The 15,664-nt window shown below is 67.9% G+C and carries 14 protein-coding genes and 2 pseudogenes; 9 read left to right on the top strand and 7 right to left on the bottom strand.

Annotated elements, in window-relative coordinates:
• Positions 1-49: 49 nt before the first annotated feature.
• Both ACIQTP_RS37950 and ACIQTP_RS37945 read right to left on the bottom strand, forming a co-directional pair.
• Positions 50-4,633 (bottom strand): trypsin-like serine protease, encoded by a 4,584-nt coding sequence (locus ACIQTP_RS37950; protein ID WP_403408532.1) that lies wholly within the window; start codon positions 4,631-4,633, stop codon positions 50-52.
• Between the two features lies 1 nt (position 4,634).
• Positions 4,635-4,958: a trypco2 family protein gene (locus ACIQTP_RS37945; RefSeq protein ID WP_403408530.1), complete on the bottom strand. Its 324-nt coding sequence runs from the start codon at positions 4,956-4,958 to the stop codon at positions 4,635-4,637.
• Between the two features lie 621 nt (positions 4,959-5,579).
• On the opposite strand from ACIQTP_RS37945, the gene ACIQTP_RS37940 reads away from it, so the two are divergent.
• The 3 genes from ACIQTP_RS37940 to ACIQTP_RS37930 all read left to right on the top strand — a co-directional run bounded on the left by ACIQTP_RS37940 (position 5,580) and on the right by ACIQTP_RS37930 (position 7,718).
• On the top strand, positions 5,580-5,744 hold the full coding sequence (locus ACIQTP_RS37940; RefSeq protein ID WP_403408528.1) for a hypothetical protein: 165 nt from the start codon (positions 5,580-5,582) through the stop codon (positions 5,742-5,744).
• 351 nt (positions 5,745-6,095) lie between these two features.
• A complete protein-coding gene (locus ACIQTP_RS37935; RefSeq protein WP_403408526.1) occupies positions 6,096-6,785 on the top strand; it encodes a DUF4389 domain-containing protein in 690 nt (229 codons plus the stop codon).
• Positions 6,786-7,370: 585 nt separating this feature from the next.
• Positions 7,371-7,718, top strand: coding sequence for a hypothetical protein (locus tag ACIQTP_RS37930; RefSeq protein WP_403408524.1), 348 nt, complete (start codon positions 7,371-7,373; stop codon positions 7,716-7,718).
• A gap of 184 nt (positions 7,719-7,902) precedes the next feature.
• On the opposite strand, the gene ACIQTP_RS37925 is transcribed toward ACIQTP_RS37930, so the two are convergent.
• Both ACIQTP_RS37925 and ACIQTP_RS37920 read right to left on the bottom strand, forming a co-directional pair.
• Positions 7,903-8,448 (bottom strand): hypothetical protein, encoded by a 546-nt coding sequence (locus ACIQTP_RS37925; protein WP_403408522.1) that lies wholly within the window; start codon positions 8,446-8,448, stop codon positions 7,903-7,905.
• Positions 8,445-8,822: an amidase domain-containing protein gene (locus tag ACIQTP_RS37920; protein ID WP_403408520.1), complete on the bottom strand. Its 378-nt coding sequence runs from the start codon at positions 8,820-8,822 to the stop codon at positions 8,445-8,447. Before ACIQTP_RS37920 ends, ACIQTP_RS37925 begins: the two co-directional genes overlap by 4 nt.
• 23 nt (positions 8,823-8,845) lie before the next feature.
• On the opposite strand from ACIQTP_RS37920, the pseudogene ACIQTP_RS37915 reads away from it, so the two are divergent.
• The 3 genes and pseudogenes from ACIQTP_RS37915 to ACIQTP_RS37905 all read left to right on the top strand — a co-directional run.
• Positions 8,846-9,070: pseudogene (locus ACIQTP_RS37915) on the top strand (hypothetical protein); the annotation flags it as partial.
• A 319-nt stretch (positions 9,071-9,389) separates the two neighbouring features.
• Complete coding sequence (locus ACIQTP_RS37910) at positions 9,390-10,028, top strand: hypothetical protein (protein WP_403408518.1); 639 nt, start codon at positions 9,390-9,392, stop codon at positions 10,026-10,028.
• A gap of 63 nt (positions 10,029-10,091) precedes the next feature.
• On the top strand, positions 10,092-10,637 hold the full coding sequence (locus tag ACIQTP_RS37905; RefSeq protein ID WP_403408516.1) for a hypothetical protein: 546 nt from the start codon (positions 10,092-10,094) through the stop codon (positions 10,635-10,637).
• A 152-nt stretch (positions 10,638-10,789) separates the two neighbouring features.
• Here ACIQTP_RS37905 and ACIQTP_RS37900 read toward each other — a convergent pair whose 3' ends face one another.
• A complete protein-coding gene (locus ACIQTP_RS37900) occupies positions 10,790-11,038 on the bottom strand; it encodes a hypothetical protein (protein WP_403408514.1) in 249 nt (82 codons plus the stop codon).
• Between the two features lie 1,016 nt (positions 11,039-12,054).
• Positions 12,055-12,540 carry a DUF4265 domain-containing protein gene (locus ACIQTP_RS37895; protein ID WP_403408512.1) on the bottom strand — a complete coding sequence of 162 codons (486 nt, stop codon included), beginning with the start codon at positions 12,538-12,540 and terminating at the stop codon, positions 12,055-12,057.
• 20 nt (positions 12,541-12,560) lie between these two features.
• Between ACIQTP_RS37895 and ACIQTP_RS37890 the strand changes: the two genes are divergently transcribed.
• Positions 12,561-12,776 carry a DUF1877 family protein gene (locus ACIQTP_RS37890; protein ID WP_403408510.1) on the top strand — a complete coding sequence of 72 codons (216 nt, stop codon included), beginning with the start codon at positions 12,561-12,563 and terminating at the stop codon, positions 12,774-12,776.
• Between the two features lie 223 nt (positions 12,777-12,999).
• Here ACIQTP_RS37890 and ACIQTP_RS37885 read toward each other — a convergent pair whose 3' ends face one another.
• Positions 13,000-13,158, bottom strand: a complete 159-nt coding sequence (locus ACIQTP_RS37885; RefSeq protein ID WP_403408508.1) for a hypothetical protein — start codon at positions 13,156-13,158, stop codon at positions 13,000-13,002.
• Between the two features lie 420 nt (positions 13,159-13,578).
• Here ACIQTP_RS37885 and ACIQTP_RS37880 point away from each other — a divergent pair.
• Positions 13,579-13,716: pseudogene (locus tag ACIQTP_RS37880) on the top strand (oxidoreductase); the annotation flags it as partial.
• A 101-nt stretch (positions 13,717-13,817) separates the two neighbouring features.
• Positions 13,818-15,479: a hypothetical protein gene (locus tag ACIQTP_RS37875; protein ID WP_403408506.1), complete on the top strand. Its 1,662-nt coding sequence runs from the start codon at positions 13,818-13,820 to the stop codon at positions 15,477-15,479.
• Positions 15,480-15,664 lie beyond the last annotated feature (185 nt).

The following is a 15,664-nucleotide window of genomic DNA, read 5'->3' as shown; positions in this document are numbered from 1 at the left end:
TCGATGGTCAGCCTGTGTGCTGTGTGCTGTCCGCTCGACGGAACGCCCATCAGTCGGTGAGCCGGTTCAGCAGGTGCTGTGCCTCCTTGATGCGTCCGAGGCACAGCACGCGAAACGTACCCACGGAACGTCCGGCGGCCGACTGGAACAAATCGACGGCCAGTTTCAGCCAACTCGGCTTGCCTTCCGGCTTCCAGGGCAGGGGGTTGGCCGTTCCGGCCAGCTGGGCGGCCTGCCGGATGGCCTCGGCCCGCTGGAAGCAGTTCACCAGGTGTTCCTTGCCGAACCGCGCCTCCAGCAGCACCCGGCACGCGTCGAAGCAGTCGTACGCCCGCCGCGCGGCCACGGCGGCTTCGTGTCGCGCGTCCGGGGTGTCCTCGGCGCCCCACAGCTCGGCCTGCCGCAGATAGAGTTGCCCGAGCCCGTCGATGAGGTCGATGTCGGTGAAGTTGTCGTAGAGCAGTTGCGTGAGGTCCTGGGGCTCGTCGTCCGGTCCGCTGCCCCCGTCCTCGTCGTCCGGTTCCGCGGGCGCGTAGCGCCTGCTGTGCAGGTACCTGCCGATGCTCGTCGCGTAGTCGAGGCTGATGAGCTCCTCGAACGCCGCATCAATGTGCTCCTGGTCGACCGACGCGCCCGACTCCAGACGGACGCGCTCGCGCAGTACGGCCACCCGTTGTGACTGGAAGCGATGGTCCAGCGGCTCGACCAGCTGCGCGGCCGCCCGCTCGAGCGCCGCCTCGCGCTCTGACGGATCCGGCGATCCGTAGCGGACATGGCGGAGCAGGACATCCGCCATGTCTATCTGCGCCTGGCGCCGCTCCTGCCCGCTGCGGGTGCTGCGGATCACCGATTCCAGGATCGCGGCCGCCTCGGCGTACTCCCACAGGTAGCGGTGGAGCCGCGCCCGGGCCAGCCGGATCTCGGTGCTGTGCGGCCACAAGCTCTCCGCCCGGTCGAGGACGGCCCAGGCCGGGCCGTTGTCGACGCGCCGTCCCGCCTTGCCGGCTCCGGGCTGGTGCACCGTCAGGAGGCGCTGGTACTCGCGTTCCAGGTCGCTGCGCAGCTCGGCCGTGCCGATGGTCGGCCCGTACCGCTTCTCGTGGCCCTCAAGAGTCCGGACCCGCTCCGCGTAGACCCGCTGCAGCAGATCGAGCCGGACGATGGGAATCCCGTCGTTCGCCTCGACTGCCGCCCGCCACAGGCTGCGCCCGCGCAGGTGCCACTCCTCCACGATGCACAGCCGGGCCAGCTGTGCGTGATGCCTGGTCCTGGCCTCCTGGGTGGCGAGCCACTCCTGTGTCCTGCTGACCGCGCGCCGCAGGTCCCGCTGCGTGGCCGAGTCCTCCGGGTCCCACTCCAGCCGCTCGCGATGGCGCAGGCACTCCAGCCACACACGGTAGGCGCGGGCACTCGGGGCACTGTCCACGGCCTGTACGGCGTACCGCTCCGCTCTCCTGGCCTCCACCACGGCTTCGCGCAGACGCTCGTTCTCCTCCAGCGCCCATGCCTTGAACCCGACAGTCCGGGCGAGCTCAAGCAGCCCGCTGGCGTCGCCGACCTCGGTCTGCTGCATGAGGGCGTCACGGTACGGCTGGAGCAGGTCCATTGCCGCGTTCGCGCCGTCCAGCCGGAGAGCCGGATCGGCCTGGCGCCGGTGGATGTTGCGGAGGAACCTGGCGACGGTCAGGCGGACGGGCAGCCCCCAGGCCGTCTGCGGCCCGTACGGGCCGGAGAGGCTCTCCATGACGAGACCCACCATGGCGGACCGTTCCTCGTCCGTCCGCAGCTCGAGCGCGTGGTGCCTTGCCGCCTCCAGGAAGCGCCGGGTCCACAGATGCCGCAGTGCCGTGGTGGGCGCGCAGCGCTCGAGGGCCACGCGGCCGAGGTCCACGGCCTCCGCCAACGCCGCCAGCCGCTCCGGCTCGTTGTCGACCGTCCTCGCCCGGGCCCGGGCGGCGCGCATGCGCAGGCCGAGCTGCGTGGCCTCACCACCGGTCGTGTTCGGCGGGGGCAGCAGATTCAGCAGGTCGTGCACGAGTCCGACGCTGGAGCGGCCTTCGGCCAGCTGCTGTCCGTCCAGCTGCAGGTCCGCGGTGTTGAGCAGCCAGGAGATGGTCCAGGCGAGCCGGCTCACCCGCCCCTTGGCGATCTGCTGGGCGTCCTCGCTCAGCACCGCGGCGGCACCGGCGCGGATCCGCAACATGTCGGCGTCGGACCCGTAGCGGCGTCTACCGAAGAACAGGGCGTTGTCGATCGACCGCAGCATCTGCGGAGGAAGGCCGGGCGCGCAGCCGCACAGGGCGTCCACGGCCTGCTCGCAGGCCGCGACGAACCGGGCCTCGGCCTGCGCTGTCACCGGCTCGCGCATCCTCACGTTCAGTTGCGACACGGCCCGGTACAGGGCCTCGTAGCCGTCGTTCGGACTGCTGTTGCTGTTGCTGTTGCTGTTGCTGTTGCTGTTGCCGTTGCCGTTGCCGTTGCCGCTGACGGCGGCGGCGACTTCGTGGGCCGGCTCCTCCTCCCGGTGCGCGCTCGGCTCGACCGGCAGGACGATCGCTTCCACGTCCAGCGTGTTGGCGATCTCCTCCACCTGCAGGCTCAGCCGGGGCAACAGGCCGCCGGCTCGGGCCCGCAGCCAGCTGGCCGCGCACTCCACGGCGAACAGGAGCGACCGGTGACTGTCGTCGCCCTCCTCGTCCTCGAAGTGGGAGCGGGCGGCCTCGAAGACCCCGAGCGCGCCTTCTCGCAGCGTCCTGTCCAGCAGCTCCGGGTCACGGGCGGCCGGACCGAGCGCGACGGCCTCCGCCGGCTGAAGACGACGGCCCACGTCGACGCCCAGGGCGACGAGCGTCATGTTCCGCAGCGCCTCCCGGGTGGCGCGGCTCAGTTCGTAGTGCGGCGACCCCGGTGGACCTGCGGACGGCTGCCGCTCCAGGAGCACGCCGTGGGCGGCGAGCCGCTGGATCGGTGCCGGGCCGACACCGGCGGTGACGAGGACGTCATGCGGCAGCGGGAGGCGCTCGGCCATCGCCCAGATGATGAGCGGGGCGAGGGCGCCGGGAGAACCCGAGTCGTCGAGCAGCCGGCATCCGGCTTCCTCGAACACCTTGGTGATGGTCATGCGGCAGGCGTCGAGAAGGTCCACGGCGACCGCCACCGGTTCGGCGTCGTGCGGGCCGTTGTCGACGTACTGGCTCACGTGCTGGTCGACGCCGAACAGAAGGATCCCGGGCCGTCGGACGAGACTGTCGTCGGCCTCGTCGATGACCTGGTGGGCATCCACGCGGACCTGGCGCTCGCCCAGCTCGTACGAGAGGAGCTCGGTGGCCTCCTCCCGGGTGAGCGGGCCGAGCCGGACCGGTGGCATGTGGCGCAGTTGCTGGCCCCCGTTGGCCGGCAGATGCGTCACGCTGGCGATCAGGACCACCGATCGCCGGAACGCGAAGTTGCCGAGGACCTCGTCGAGATCGGCCTCGAGATCAGCGGTGTCCTCCCCGAAACGGGCGCAGTCGATGACGGTCACGATGTCGTGGCCGTGCGCGGCGCCCGAGAGGGTGCTCAGCATGTGCTTGATCTTGCGTTCCGTGGAGGTCGTGTCCTCGCCGTACTCCTCCACCGTGAACAGGTTGGCGTCGAGCCGCGTGGCCAGCGCCCGGGACATGGGGAACCGGCTGCCGCACCCGGGCACATCGATCTCCAGCAGCGCCCAGGGGCGGTTGACCCCAAGTGCGCGACGGAAGTCCTCGTCGCCGACCAGCCGTTCGATGAAGGCGGACTTGCCCGTGTGCTCGGGACCGACGACCGAGATGACCCTGCCCCCCGACACCAGGGAGCGCGCGTTACGCAGCTCTGCCTCGCGCCCCACGAACATGCTCGACGGGTCGGCCGGAAGAGGGGAGAGCCAGGAGGGCAGCCGCGGGCCCGGCGCCGCGGCCGGAGCCGAAACCGGACCGGCCTTGATCAGAGTGAGGGCAGCGGGCGGCACGACGTCGTGCTCGCGCAGGAGGTCGGTGAACTCGCCGTCCGAGATGAAGGTGTGGGTGGGGCAGGCATGCAGGCGGTGGTTCCGGAACGCCTCGTCGTCGTGGATGACCACACCGACCAGGTGGTCGTCGCAGAAGACGGCGGCCCCAGAGGCACCGGCCCACGCCTGTTTGCCGTCCGAGCGGTCACCGGGGGCAGTGTCCTGGTCCAGGACATACAGGTCATGGACACCGCGACCGCCGGCCAGCGGGGGCAGGGCTCCGCGCAGCTGCTCGACCTTGCGGTGCCCGTCGGCCGTCCGCGTCGCGAGGGGGAAGGCGAGACCGCCGTAGGACAGCGTGGACGTTCCACCGGCGCGGCCCCACAGCACCTGTCCGGGCACGTCCACCTCGGAGCTGAGCTCCAGGAGGGCGACATCGCGACCGGTGGGATGAGTCCAGCGGACTTTCGCCCGCCGGTACTCGATGGCACCGGAGGAAGGAAGGCCGACGTACACGTCGATGTATGGCCACTGCACTCCGGAGTCCTGCCGCCTGGTGACGTGCCGGGCGGTGAGTACCAGGCGGGGGGCGATCAGGTAGCCACTGCCGAGTCCCTGCTTCTGCTCGCCGTCTCCGGCGCGGATGTCGACCAGCCTGCGCGGGTCCATCTCAGTGGTAGTCCCGGGAGCCGGCTTCCTCATGGCTGATCTCGGGGCTGCTGCCGCCGGCCGCCCGATCCTTGATCTTGAGCTTCAGGGTCAGCTTGTGCGTTCGGGCGGAGGCGGTCGTCCGGTCCAGGCCGGCGTCGACCACGCCGAAGTGGAACTTTCCGCCGACTTTGTTGTCCTTGCGCAGTTCCAGCAGCAGCTCGAGCTGCGCCTCTTCGATCTCGAAGCCGAACTGCTGATCAGCACCCTTGTCCTGCGCGGTGTACAGCTGCTCGCGCAGCTCTTCGATCGCCGCGGCGAGCCCCATCTCCGCCTTGTCCGCCATCCCCGCCCCCAGCTTTCGCCACCGGCTCCGGACCATCCGAACCCGAAGGGTCAATAGTGTGCCAACTGCCTCCCGGATTTGCCAAAATGCCCCGAACGGAGGGAAGTTGCAGGGCCGGCGGGGTTCGGGCCAACTCGATCCGGTACCAGTCGCGTCGCACTGCACGGGGCCTCGTCGGCGGCGCCGACGTCACCGTTGTACAGGCGATGTCGTACAGGCCATGTCGTACAGGCCATGTCGTACAGGCGATGCTGGGCCACAGGTCCGCGACGCTGACTCCGGACACGTACGGCCATCTGGTCCCGGACCGTCCGGACGCGGTGTCCAAGAAGATGCACAAGCGCCAGGCGGAGGGGCCGACTCGGGAGGAATCCTTTCCTGAGCCGGCCCTTCTTGCTGTGCCCCCGGCAGGATTCAGCGGCGCACTGGGGTATTGCTGCTGCGCGATAGACGGCCGGGCTCAGCCATAGCGGCAGCGCGAAGCCGAGGGGATGCCCGCTTGCGTACCAGGCCGTCAGCAGACCAGGTCGACCCGCAGCGGAACTTGTGAGCCTGCGGAAACACCAAGGGTATGGGCCGCTCTTCACCGTCCATTATGCCGAGACATACCGCATACAGGCGATGCTGGTGTATGTCGCGGTGACGGCGGCGGTTATGGCGGAAACGATCCGCATCGAAATCTCCTGGCCCACTTTATTTCTGAAAGTTCTCAGGGCGGGCGCGGGTCCAGTCATGGAGATTTCCGTCCTGCGTCAGAACAGCGGCTCGACAGCTTGGCATCGGTGACGGCCAGGCCGAACGCGCGCATAGACGCTGCTGACTGTCGGCTCTCTGTACCGCCCGCGTGCTACACCGCCCGCGTGGCATCTGAAGCGGGATCTTCACGGACTCGCCGGGAGCACCGGCCGGATCTCGGCCGGATGATCGCGTCCCGTCTATCGGGTCCGCCGCCATCCGTCAAGTCACGAGTTCTCCTGTCACGCAATCCAGGGGCATGACGCGATTCGATTGCCGGGGCCTAATTGAGATACGGCTCACAGAGAGCAAGTGACCCGCCTGCGTCGTCCGGAACATTCCTGGAGATGCGATTTACGGGACACATTTCCCACTACCCACAAAAGAAAGGACGTGGCGGCAATGCTTCTCACTTCCGCCCATCCCCTATGCGTCGAAGCGACCCTGGATCCCCGGCTCACCCGATGGAAGTGGCTGGTGAAATGGATCCTCGCCATCCCGCACTACATCGTCCTGTTCTTCCTGCAGATCGCGTTCCTGCTGCTGAGCATCGTCGCGTTCTTCAGCATCCTCATCACCGGCAGCTACCCCCGACCGCTCTTCGATTTCAATGTCGGTGTCATACGCTGGAGCACGCGAGTCAATTACTACGCCTCCGCAGTGCTCGGCACCGACAGGTACCCGCCGTTCACTCTGAGGGACGTGCCCGACTACCCGATCCGCGTCGATGTCACCTATCCCAAGCGGCTGTCCCGCGGGCTGGTCCTGGTCAAGTGGCTGCTGGTCATCCCACAGTTGCTGGTGATCACGGTACTGATCAGCAGCGGCTGGAGCGCATACCGCTACCTCGATCACTACAGTCCGTTCTCCTCCGGGCTCATCGGCCTGCTATCTCTGGTCGCGGTGGTGATCCTGATGTTCACGGGGAGCTACCCACGGGGTCTGTTCGACCTCCTCATGGGCCTGGTCCGCTGGACGCTGCGAGTGCTCGTCTACGCGTACCTCATGACCGACAAGTACCCCCCGTTCCGGCTGGACATGGGAGGGAGCGAGCCCATGGCAGGAGCGGTACAGCCGGCGGGCGGCGGGTAGGGATCTCCGTCGCCGGCCAGGCCGCCGGGGCTCGACACATCGGTGGCACGCGAGGGGCGCCAAGTCGAACAACCCGAAGGGCCGGCTCAGGAGGGTCCACCTCCTGAGCCGGCCCTTGGACCGGCAGGGGCGCCGCTCGGGTTCCGGCCGATGCCGAGGGAAAGGGGAGTCTGACGACCGCCCTGCCCTGGGGTGTCCACACCTTGAGCGTCGTCGGGGTCGACGCGGCCGGGAACCGGTCGCGGCCGACCGGGTACGAGGTCTCGGTTCCGTCGCAGCTCCCGCCCCCGAGTCTGCCCACCCTCGTCCTCACCGCCCCGGCGACATCCGGCCGGGCGGCCCAACTGGACGTCTCCGGTCAGCTGTCGGCGGCTCCGTACCCATCTGGTGAGGCCGTCCACGTCGTCAAGAACGACCTGGCCCATCCCGCGGGCGTGACACTGCCCGATGCGCCGTTGTCCGCCGACGGCACCTTCCGCATCGCCGATGCCCCACAGGTCGGCGGAGCCAACACCTACACCGCGACCTACCCGGGTGACTCCGCCCACCAGGCCGTCAACGCGTCCGCGACCGTCCTACGCGAAGGTGTCCGAGTCGCTGAACGGCTACTACGGGAACACCCACTACGGCAGCTTCCTCTACCGGGTCTACCACCACACCGCCAAGGCCAAGCTGACCGCCACGGTCACGCCCGACAAGGCCGGCCAGTGCGTGCGATTCCAGACCCAGCGGTACTACGGCGGCGCCTGGCACACACAGAGCACCTCCTCCTGTCACACGCTCAGCACCACGAGCACCGGCTATGCGACGCTGAGCCTGACCAAGGAGGTCAACAGCAAGTTCCGTATGCGGACCGAGTACGTCCACACCAGCAAGGACACCGGCAACCTCAGCACTTGGGGCGCATGGCAGTACTTCACCGTCAGGCAGTGACCCACAAGGCGCCGGGTCCCCGCAGAGGGGAGGTGAAGCTTGGTGGTGAACCGCCGCGCGAGCGGCCCAGGCACTCACCTCCCGCACCACCTCGGCAGCCGCGCGTCCTGGCCGACGGCTCCGGACACGCCACGGCGCCCTGCGCGGTACGGATGCGAGGGCGCCGTGGCGGCACGGGGGCGGGTCAGCGGGTGCGAGGAGATCCTGAGCCGCCCGGGGTTCGGGGCGCCCAGGTCGGCTCTGCCGTGGCCTCCTTCATGGACGGTTCGTCCATGAGGACGTGCCAGCCGTCGTCGCCCGCGTTCCCGTCGAGGCGCACGCTGATCTCCTTCGTCTGCCCGGTGTCCTGGAAGTACAGGACGACGGTCTGACGCTCGGAGCCTTCGTCGTAGAAGTCGGCTGCGACCTTCCCGCCCGCTCCCTTTCCGAATGCCTTGATCCAGTTTTCGGCCGTGCTGCGTGCGGCGTCCTTGCCGCCGTCACCGGTGGCGAGTGCCGCGAGCCGGTCGGCGGAATCGTCCGCGATCCGCCAGACGAGCTGTTGCGTGACGCCGAGTGAGCCGGTCGACGGGTAGCCGAGCACGTGCAGAGGTTCATGGCCGGTGTAGTCCTTGGCGTAGCGGGTGTCCGCCGTGTCGTCCGTGGACGAACACCCGGTCAGTGCCGCGAACAGCACACTGGCTGCCAGCACTCCGGTCATCGGGCCGCGTGCTGCGGTCCCTGCCCTCATTTGGCACTCCTGGGTCGGATGATCAGGACTCGTTGTATCGGGTTGCTGGTGCCGCGGTAACGCGCCAGCACATCGTCGAGCGTGGTGTGGTTCTTGATGCCGTGCTGGGAGAGTCCCAGATGTCCCTGCACCTTGGAGGTCACCACCGCGGCGTGGTTGTAGCGCCGTTCCTTCTTCCATTTGAAGAAGACGATGTCGCCCAGCCGGGCGTTGTACGTCTTGGAGATGCGGGTCGCGGGACGGTGACCGGAGCAGTGACGGCGCAGGTTGTCGGCGCCCGACCAGGTGTAGCTCTTGTTCTTGACCGAACCGAAGAGGTAGTACCGCTGCCACCACGCGCCGTCCGTCTTGCGGCCGCCCCACCGGAACTTCATACCGCCACCACCGCCACCGTGGTACCTCCGCCCGTCGGTACGAGCGGCTCGCCGGCGACGAGCGGCTCAGCCGGCGCGACCGAGCCCGGGCCCGGTTATGGATCGGCACGGCGCTGAGCAAGGAGGGCAACAACGAGTACGCGACCGGCGTCATGGCTGCTGCCACCCGTGAGTTCGAAGAACTCGGCGAGCCGGAGGACTGGTCCGTGGCGCACCAGAAGCTCGCCCTGGCCCACCGCGGTGCCGGCCATCCGCAGTCCACGCGTTCGGCCTGCGCAGATCCCGCTACCGCGGCCTCGTCAAGACCCCCCCGCAACACCACCTCACCGGCGCGGCCCTCAACCGGGCACGACTTGCTGCCTGGCTCACCGGCCGCCCTCTCGCCCACACCCGCATCTCACCCTGCGCGGCAATCCGCCCAGCCAGGGCCTTCGTTGCATGGCAGCCGGCCGTGCACGCCTGGCGGGTTTACCACGATTGGGTGAATCCATCCGGTAAGCGGCAACCGCACGTCATCTCTACATGTCACACATTTCACTTTCGACAGCAGACATCTCAGGGGGACTTATGAGTAACCAGCAGCCGCCGCAGCCCGGATGGGCCGGCCCGCGGCAGCCCCACGGCCAGGCCCCCCACGGCCAGCAGCCGTACGGGCAGCCGCTGTTCCAGCCACAGCCGCCGAAAAAGGGACCCGGCGCAGGGAAGGCCATCGGTCTCGGCTGTCTCGGCCTCGTCGGCGTGGCCGTCGTCCTTGGCATCGTCGCCGCGGCCGTCGACGGCAGCGGCTCGAACGACTCCAGCAGCAGCGCCTCGAAGTCCACGTCCACCACCACGACCGGCAACAAGGCGGCCGCCGACGCCAAGGACGACAGCAGTAAGTCCGGCGACAAGAAGGCCGGTGCCCCGAAGACCGTTGTCTTCAAAGTCTGGGGGACCGCCCCGGCCGGAGCGCTCGGCGGTCTCGACATCAACTACGGCTCCGACAGCGACACCCGCAAGGGCGTGTTCAAGAACGGCAAGTTCGAGGCCATCCTGCCCCTCAAGAAGGGGGCGATGTACTACTCGCTGAACGCCCAGCTGCAGGGCTCGGGGGACATCAACTGCAGCGTGACCGAGGACGGGCAAACGAAGTCCGGGCACGCGTCGGGCGGCTACAACATCTGCGACGCCCAGCTCAGCAGTGACTTCACCGGTGGCTGGCAGTAGGACCGGCCGCGGATTCCCGGCCGCCGCCCACCCTCGAACCGAACAAGTGCCCCTGGGGGAACCGTGACCGACGCCAGTTCACCGCCGATGCCGTCGTACAGCCCGACACCACCGGTGAAGAAGTCTCGCACCAACCTGATCATCGCGGCTTCAGCAGCCGCCGTCATCGCGGCGGTCGTCGGCACCGGAATCGTCGTCGTGCACTCCGGCTACGGCAGTAAGCCGGTCGAGGCCGTCAAGCCGACGGGCGGCGCCACGGGGGCGGCCGCCACGGAGACACCGACCCCCACGCCGTCGTACGACGAGGTGACTGCCGACAGCTTCACCATCGAGCTGAAAACCACGAAGCGGCAGTGTTTCGGGACGGCTGGCTGCAATGTGACGGTCGAGCCGGACCTCACCTACCTGGGGGACAGCGAGGGCATCGCCCCGGACGCCGTGTACGAGATCACTTACGAGATCCACGGCGACGAGTCCGGCCCGGTCATCGAGACAGCCGAGCTGTCGGACCGGACGAGCCTGAACTACACGCCGTCCATGATCAGCACTGCTTCGGCGGGCACGAATGTGTCCGTGGAGATCACCGACGTCACAGCCCAGGGAGGATGAGGCGTCGCAGGCCGGGTGTGTGGCGGCCTCGCTTCCCGAGCAGAGTGGGACGTTGGTGCCGTGGGGGGTGTCCACCCGGTTGTGGCCGGCGGCCGGCAAGGCGCACAGCGCGTCAAAGAGGAGCCGAGGGCTACGTCTTTGATGCGCGGCCGTCAGCCGTGCTCGACGAGATTGAGCGGGATCGGGGTGGCCGCGTAGGCGGCCGGGAGCACCATGCCGGCGTGGTCACAGACGAAGGCGCCACCGGCGAGGAGGGATGCCGCGTCACCTGTCTCGTTGGCGGTGGTGGAAACCGTCAGCCGCCGCAGTTGCTGGGCTACGCGCTCCGGATCGTCGCACTGGTGGCCCGTTGGGTTGCGTATCGCGGACCAGTTCACGGCGTCGACGGCATCAAGGGACACCCTCGCATTCTGCCGGAGTGCGCTACGGGCGCGGGAAGCGCAGCCGAGATGATCAGCGCCCCATATCCTGGATCCTGGTCGTCTTCGCGCTCCGCCCTGAGCTTGGGAAGCTCGGGTCTTCCCGAGGCGGACGTTTCGCTGACCTGCGGTGAGCGATACCGACAGCGCTCTGGCTCAAGCGCCAGTGCCCGCCGTTCCCCGTGGTTCCCGCACGAGCTGGCGCGCATCTGGCACGGCTCTGACGGCGGTGCAGTTGCCTGCCGTGTCTAGAAACGCCTCCTACAACCCTCTGTGATGGGGCAAGATGAATTTGCTCCCATCGACGGGGGATGGGGCGCCGCGCATGCCTGCCGTGGACTCGCCATCCTGGTGCGTGCGATCACCGGTGTCTCATGAATGACGGTCAGTCCTGTATGGCCGTAAAACGCGTGGGTGTCGGGTCGGGGCCCGAAGCTCCGTGAACAGGAAGGAATCCTGCGCATGGCGAGCGCAACCGACCCGTGAGGGCAGGGCCGCTGATTGGCCTGGTATCAGGTGGTCTCTTGGTACCCGTCACAGTGGCCTATCCCTGGATCGGCGTGATCGCGGTCCTCAGCCCACTCGCTCTCTTGTGCTGCGTAGTTTTGCCTGGCGTGTGGTCTGCAAGCCCGTCGCGCCGCCGCGACGCCCGTGTCATGGCCGAGTTATTGCTCGGCTCACCTAAGCGGGAGCGGCGATGAACGGCCAGCACTGGTGTCGCGCGCCTCCGCTGCATGCCGATGATGTCCGGAGCGTTGTCGTGATCGGTTGCGCCCGGAACCTGCCCCTACCCCCGGTGAGAGATCACCGGGGCGGGGCCCGCACTGATGGATCCTTCTTCTTGCCCTGGGTCTTGCCTGGGATCGTGGTGACCTGCGTTTTCGCTGCTCAGGAGCAGTGGGCACCTGCGACTGGTGGTCGCCGTTGGTCGTCTTTGGCCATTGTCGAGCGACCTCGCAGGGCCCAGGGACGGCCCAGCGTAGATCACATCAGTAGCATCAACTGACGGACGCCGCCCGCCACTGCGCGGTGATGCACCCCTCTTCCATGTCCCACCACTCCTTGGCAACGCCGTGGTTGAGGAGCTTTCGTACCTTGGCCAGATCGGCGGTGGGCGGCACATCCAGGGAGACCATGCCGAACCGCTCTATGCCCTCGCCGTCGACGCCGAGTTCCTGAAACGCGTTGATCACGCTCTGCCGTGCGGCACCCGAGCCGCCGTCACGGAACACGATCAGGCGGATGGTGCAGTTCTCCGAACGGCGAACCACCTCGCCGGCCCATCGCACGCCTTCCTCGTCGGGCTCGGCGGCCACGATGTCCCCGCACGCGATGTCTCGAACGAACCACGGGATGTTGTCGAGCCGCACTGTGCCGTCGCCCTGGTCGACAGCCCACAGACTCTCCACCGACGCCGGGGGCCATTCGTCCTCGATCTCAAGCCGGAAGTGCACCTTCACGTACGGGCCTTCAGGGTTCGTCATGGCGCCCAGGATGCACAGCCATGCCAGGCCAGGCCAACCGCAGTCTCCGCGCTACCAGCTATGCCCAGCTCATCAGCGGCGTGAATCCTGCTGAACTGACCAGCGCCGAGGTGTATCCGCTCGGATGGAGCGAGCCCGGCGCGCTGGAGTGGGGGCGTCCCTGGTACGACGACCTCACACAGTTCTTCGAGGCTGCTGCCAGGGCGGGCGACGCGATGCTTGTCTGGCTGGACTGACAGACCACGACCGGCGGTGAGACCTCAGCTTGGGAAGCTTGGGTTTTCTGGGGGCGACTACCGCACCGACCTGTGGCGGAGCGCCGTCGGCGCCTGGTGGGTGGTCGACTGGTTCCCCCGCCGTGGTTCCCCGCACGATCTGGCACAGGTCCGGCACGGGCTGGCGTTGACCCCCACTGTTCGCCCTTGTTGATGTCAGCCGCTGATGTGTCAGCCGCTGATGTCAGACGTCGTCCATGCTCCCTGGGCCTGCGACGCAGTTTCCGGCCCCGTCCACCAGGTAGATGACGTCGCGGGTGCCCACTGCGTCCGCCTTGCCGGGCTCGGGATCGATGACCGGGCAAACCGACTCCACTCCTCGGACGACAATCTTGTACGTCACAGGCCATGCGCGTTCTTCGGCCCACCCAAGGTATTCACCGCCGCCCTCGCCCGGTGTTCGGTCGGGATCTCCCTCGACCACAGCACCGCGCTCTCCGCACGGCGGACAACCGACCACGCGGGCATCCCAAGCCGACTCATTGACCACCCGCACCGGCAGTCCCTCATCGTCGGAACTGCTGCACCCTGTCACGGAGATGGCAGCGAGGCCTAGCGCGACCAGCAGCGAAATACGCGGTCGTTTCATGCTCAGGCAGGACGCAGTGTTGGGACTGCCTGGTTTCCAAGGTCGCATGCCAGGACTCCCCCGTGATCATGGATCGGTCTCGGATCATCGCAGGTCATAGACCTGATGGGCAACGGTCCAAGACCGCTGTCCGGTCCAACCTGGTGTACGGCCGGTGGGGCGGGGTGTAGTTCCGCCGGCCGCCAGGTCGAGCCGCGGAACGTCTACCGGTCCTTCACCCGCATCGCCGACTCCGCTGACATCCGAGTCGTTCGGCTGCACGACGCCCGGCACGGCACGGCCACCCTCCTAGCGGCGGCCGGGTCGGTGCCCAGCTGGAAAGCCCTGCCGTTGCGGGCCGATAACTGTGTTGCTAGAGCAGGGGAGTTGATGTCTAGTGACCTCGCGCATCAGCATCTAAATAGGAGAAGAGAGTGATCAGACTTAGACGCCTGCTGGCGTCGATGACCGCCGCCGGAGTCGCGTGCATGCTGAGCGCGGCTCCCGGGGCTGCCGCGGCACAGCACCACGCGGCGGCGCCGGGTGCCGCGTCGGCGATGGGCGTTTCGGCACTGTCGTTCAGCGCCAAGTCGGTCGATGCCACCTCAGGGTCGGCCACCATCGAACTGAACTGGACGATGATCTCGTCCAATCCGAACGCCCTCGGTTTCGGGGGCGACATTCACATACGCCGGATGAATCCGAAGACCGGCGCCTACATTGGCACCGAACTCGCCGCCAACTTCGACTCCCAGGGTTCACTGTCCGGCGACGTCACCGTCAAGCCCGGTGCCACCCCCGCCTCGACCACGTACACATGGACCGTCGCCGTCCCGCAGTACGGAGCCACGACGAAGACGACCTGGGCAGTCTCGGAGATCCAGGGTGGTGACGGCGCTGGCGACAAGATCGACTGGACCGCGCCCCAACTGTCCGCGTTCCCCAGCTCCTTCACCGCCCGGACCACCGTGGACCAGGGCTACCCGAGCCTCGACCAGATCGCCCTGGCGCAGGGTATGCAGGCCACCGTCTACGAGGCCCCCGGCCAAGGTGCCGCGCTGCGATACCAGCTCGACAGCCAGGAGAACAAGTCCGGTGTGAACGGCGGAACGGTTGTGGTCACCGGTTCGGGCGGCCGCACGGCCCGCGGATCGTTCGCCATCGTCCGGGACGCGAGCGAGGGCTACCAGGGCTGCGGCAACATCGACTGGATGCAGCGGCAGGTACTCGACTGCGCCGTGACCGTGTCGCTGCCGGCCGGCCTGTCGGAGGGCGATTGGAAGGTCACAGAGGTGGACCTCACCAGCAATGCCGGAATCACCCACGCCTACACCGGGCTGTCCGAAGCCCCGGTGCACGTGACCTCTGACAGCGTGCTGTCCGCGACCGGCTTCGCGTTCACCCCGAGCCAAATCGACAGCTGGCACTCGCCCGTCCCGACCGTACAGCTCTCCCTGCGGGCTTCTGGCGCCGTGGGCGGGGTCAGCTCCGTACAGCTGACGAACTGGGGAAACAACGCCACCCAGTGCCAGCAGCTGTCCACCACCCCGACCGTGCAGGCGGACGGTACGGTCACCGTGCCGGTACGCGGGCTGCGGGGCCAGTTCAGCTGTCAGCTCACCGGTTTGATCATCACCGACGGTCACGGCGACCAGGCCGTCTACGGTTCATCGCTGGGCGCCCCGGACGTTGATGCGACACTGACCAACATCCCTGACACCGTGTTGCCCACGGTGGACGCGGTCGCAGTCACCCCGGGTACGGTCGCGGCCAACGACACCCAGACATGGATCAAGCTGACGATCGACCTGTCCGCTTCCACCGCCGGGGTGAACGGCCTCGACCTGTATCTGGTCGACGCCTCCGGGCACGCCGACCCGATTCAGTCCGGTGGTGTGTCCACCACCTTCTCAGGTCCGTTGGACGAGTACTTCACGCTGCCGCGGGGCACCGCACCCGGCACGTACACCATCGGTTTCACGCTCCAGGACCAGGGCTACAAGACCGTGAGCTACGGCCTGCCCGGCGGCGGCAGCCAGCCGATGCCCGGCGGACCCGTCACCCTTACAGTCACCGACCCGGCAACCGCCGGGTGACCATTCGGGACACGCTCCAAGGCTTCACCTGTTCCGTCACGTCAGCGTGAGGGAACAGGAGGGGCGATCCTGAGCAATCACGCAACAAAGTCCCGAAGTCCGCTGAGTCGCAGCTGAGGGGGCCGACTCGGGAGGAAACCCCTCCTGAGCCGGCCCTTCCTGCTGTGCCCCCGGCAGGATTCGAA

Origin of the sequence: Streptomyces sp. NPDC090798 (assembly GCF_044768965.1) — a bacterium.
GTDB lineage: Bacteria > Actinomycetota > Actinomycetes > Streptomycetales > Streptomycetaceae > Streptomyces.
This window is presented reverse-complemented; position numbering and strand designations above follow the sequence as displayed.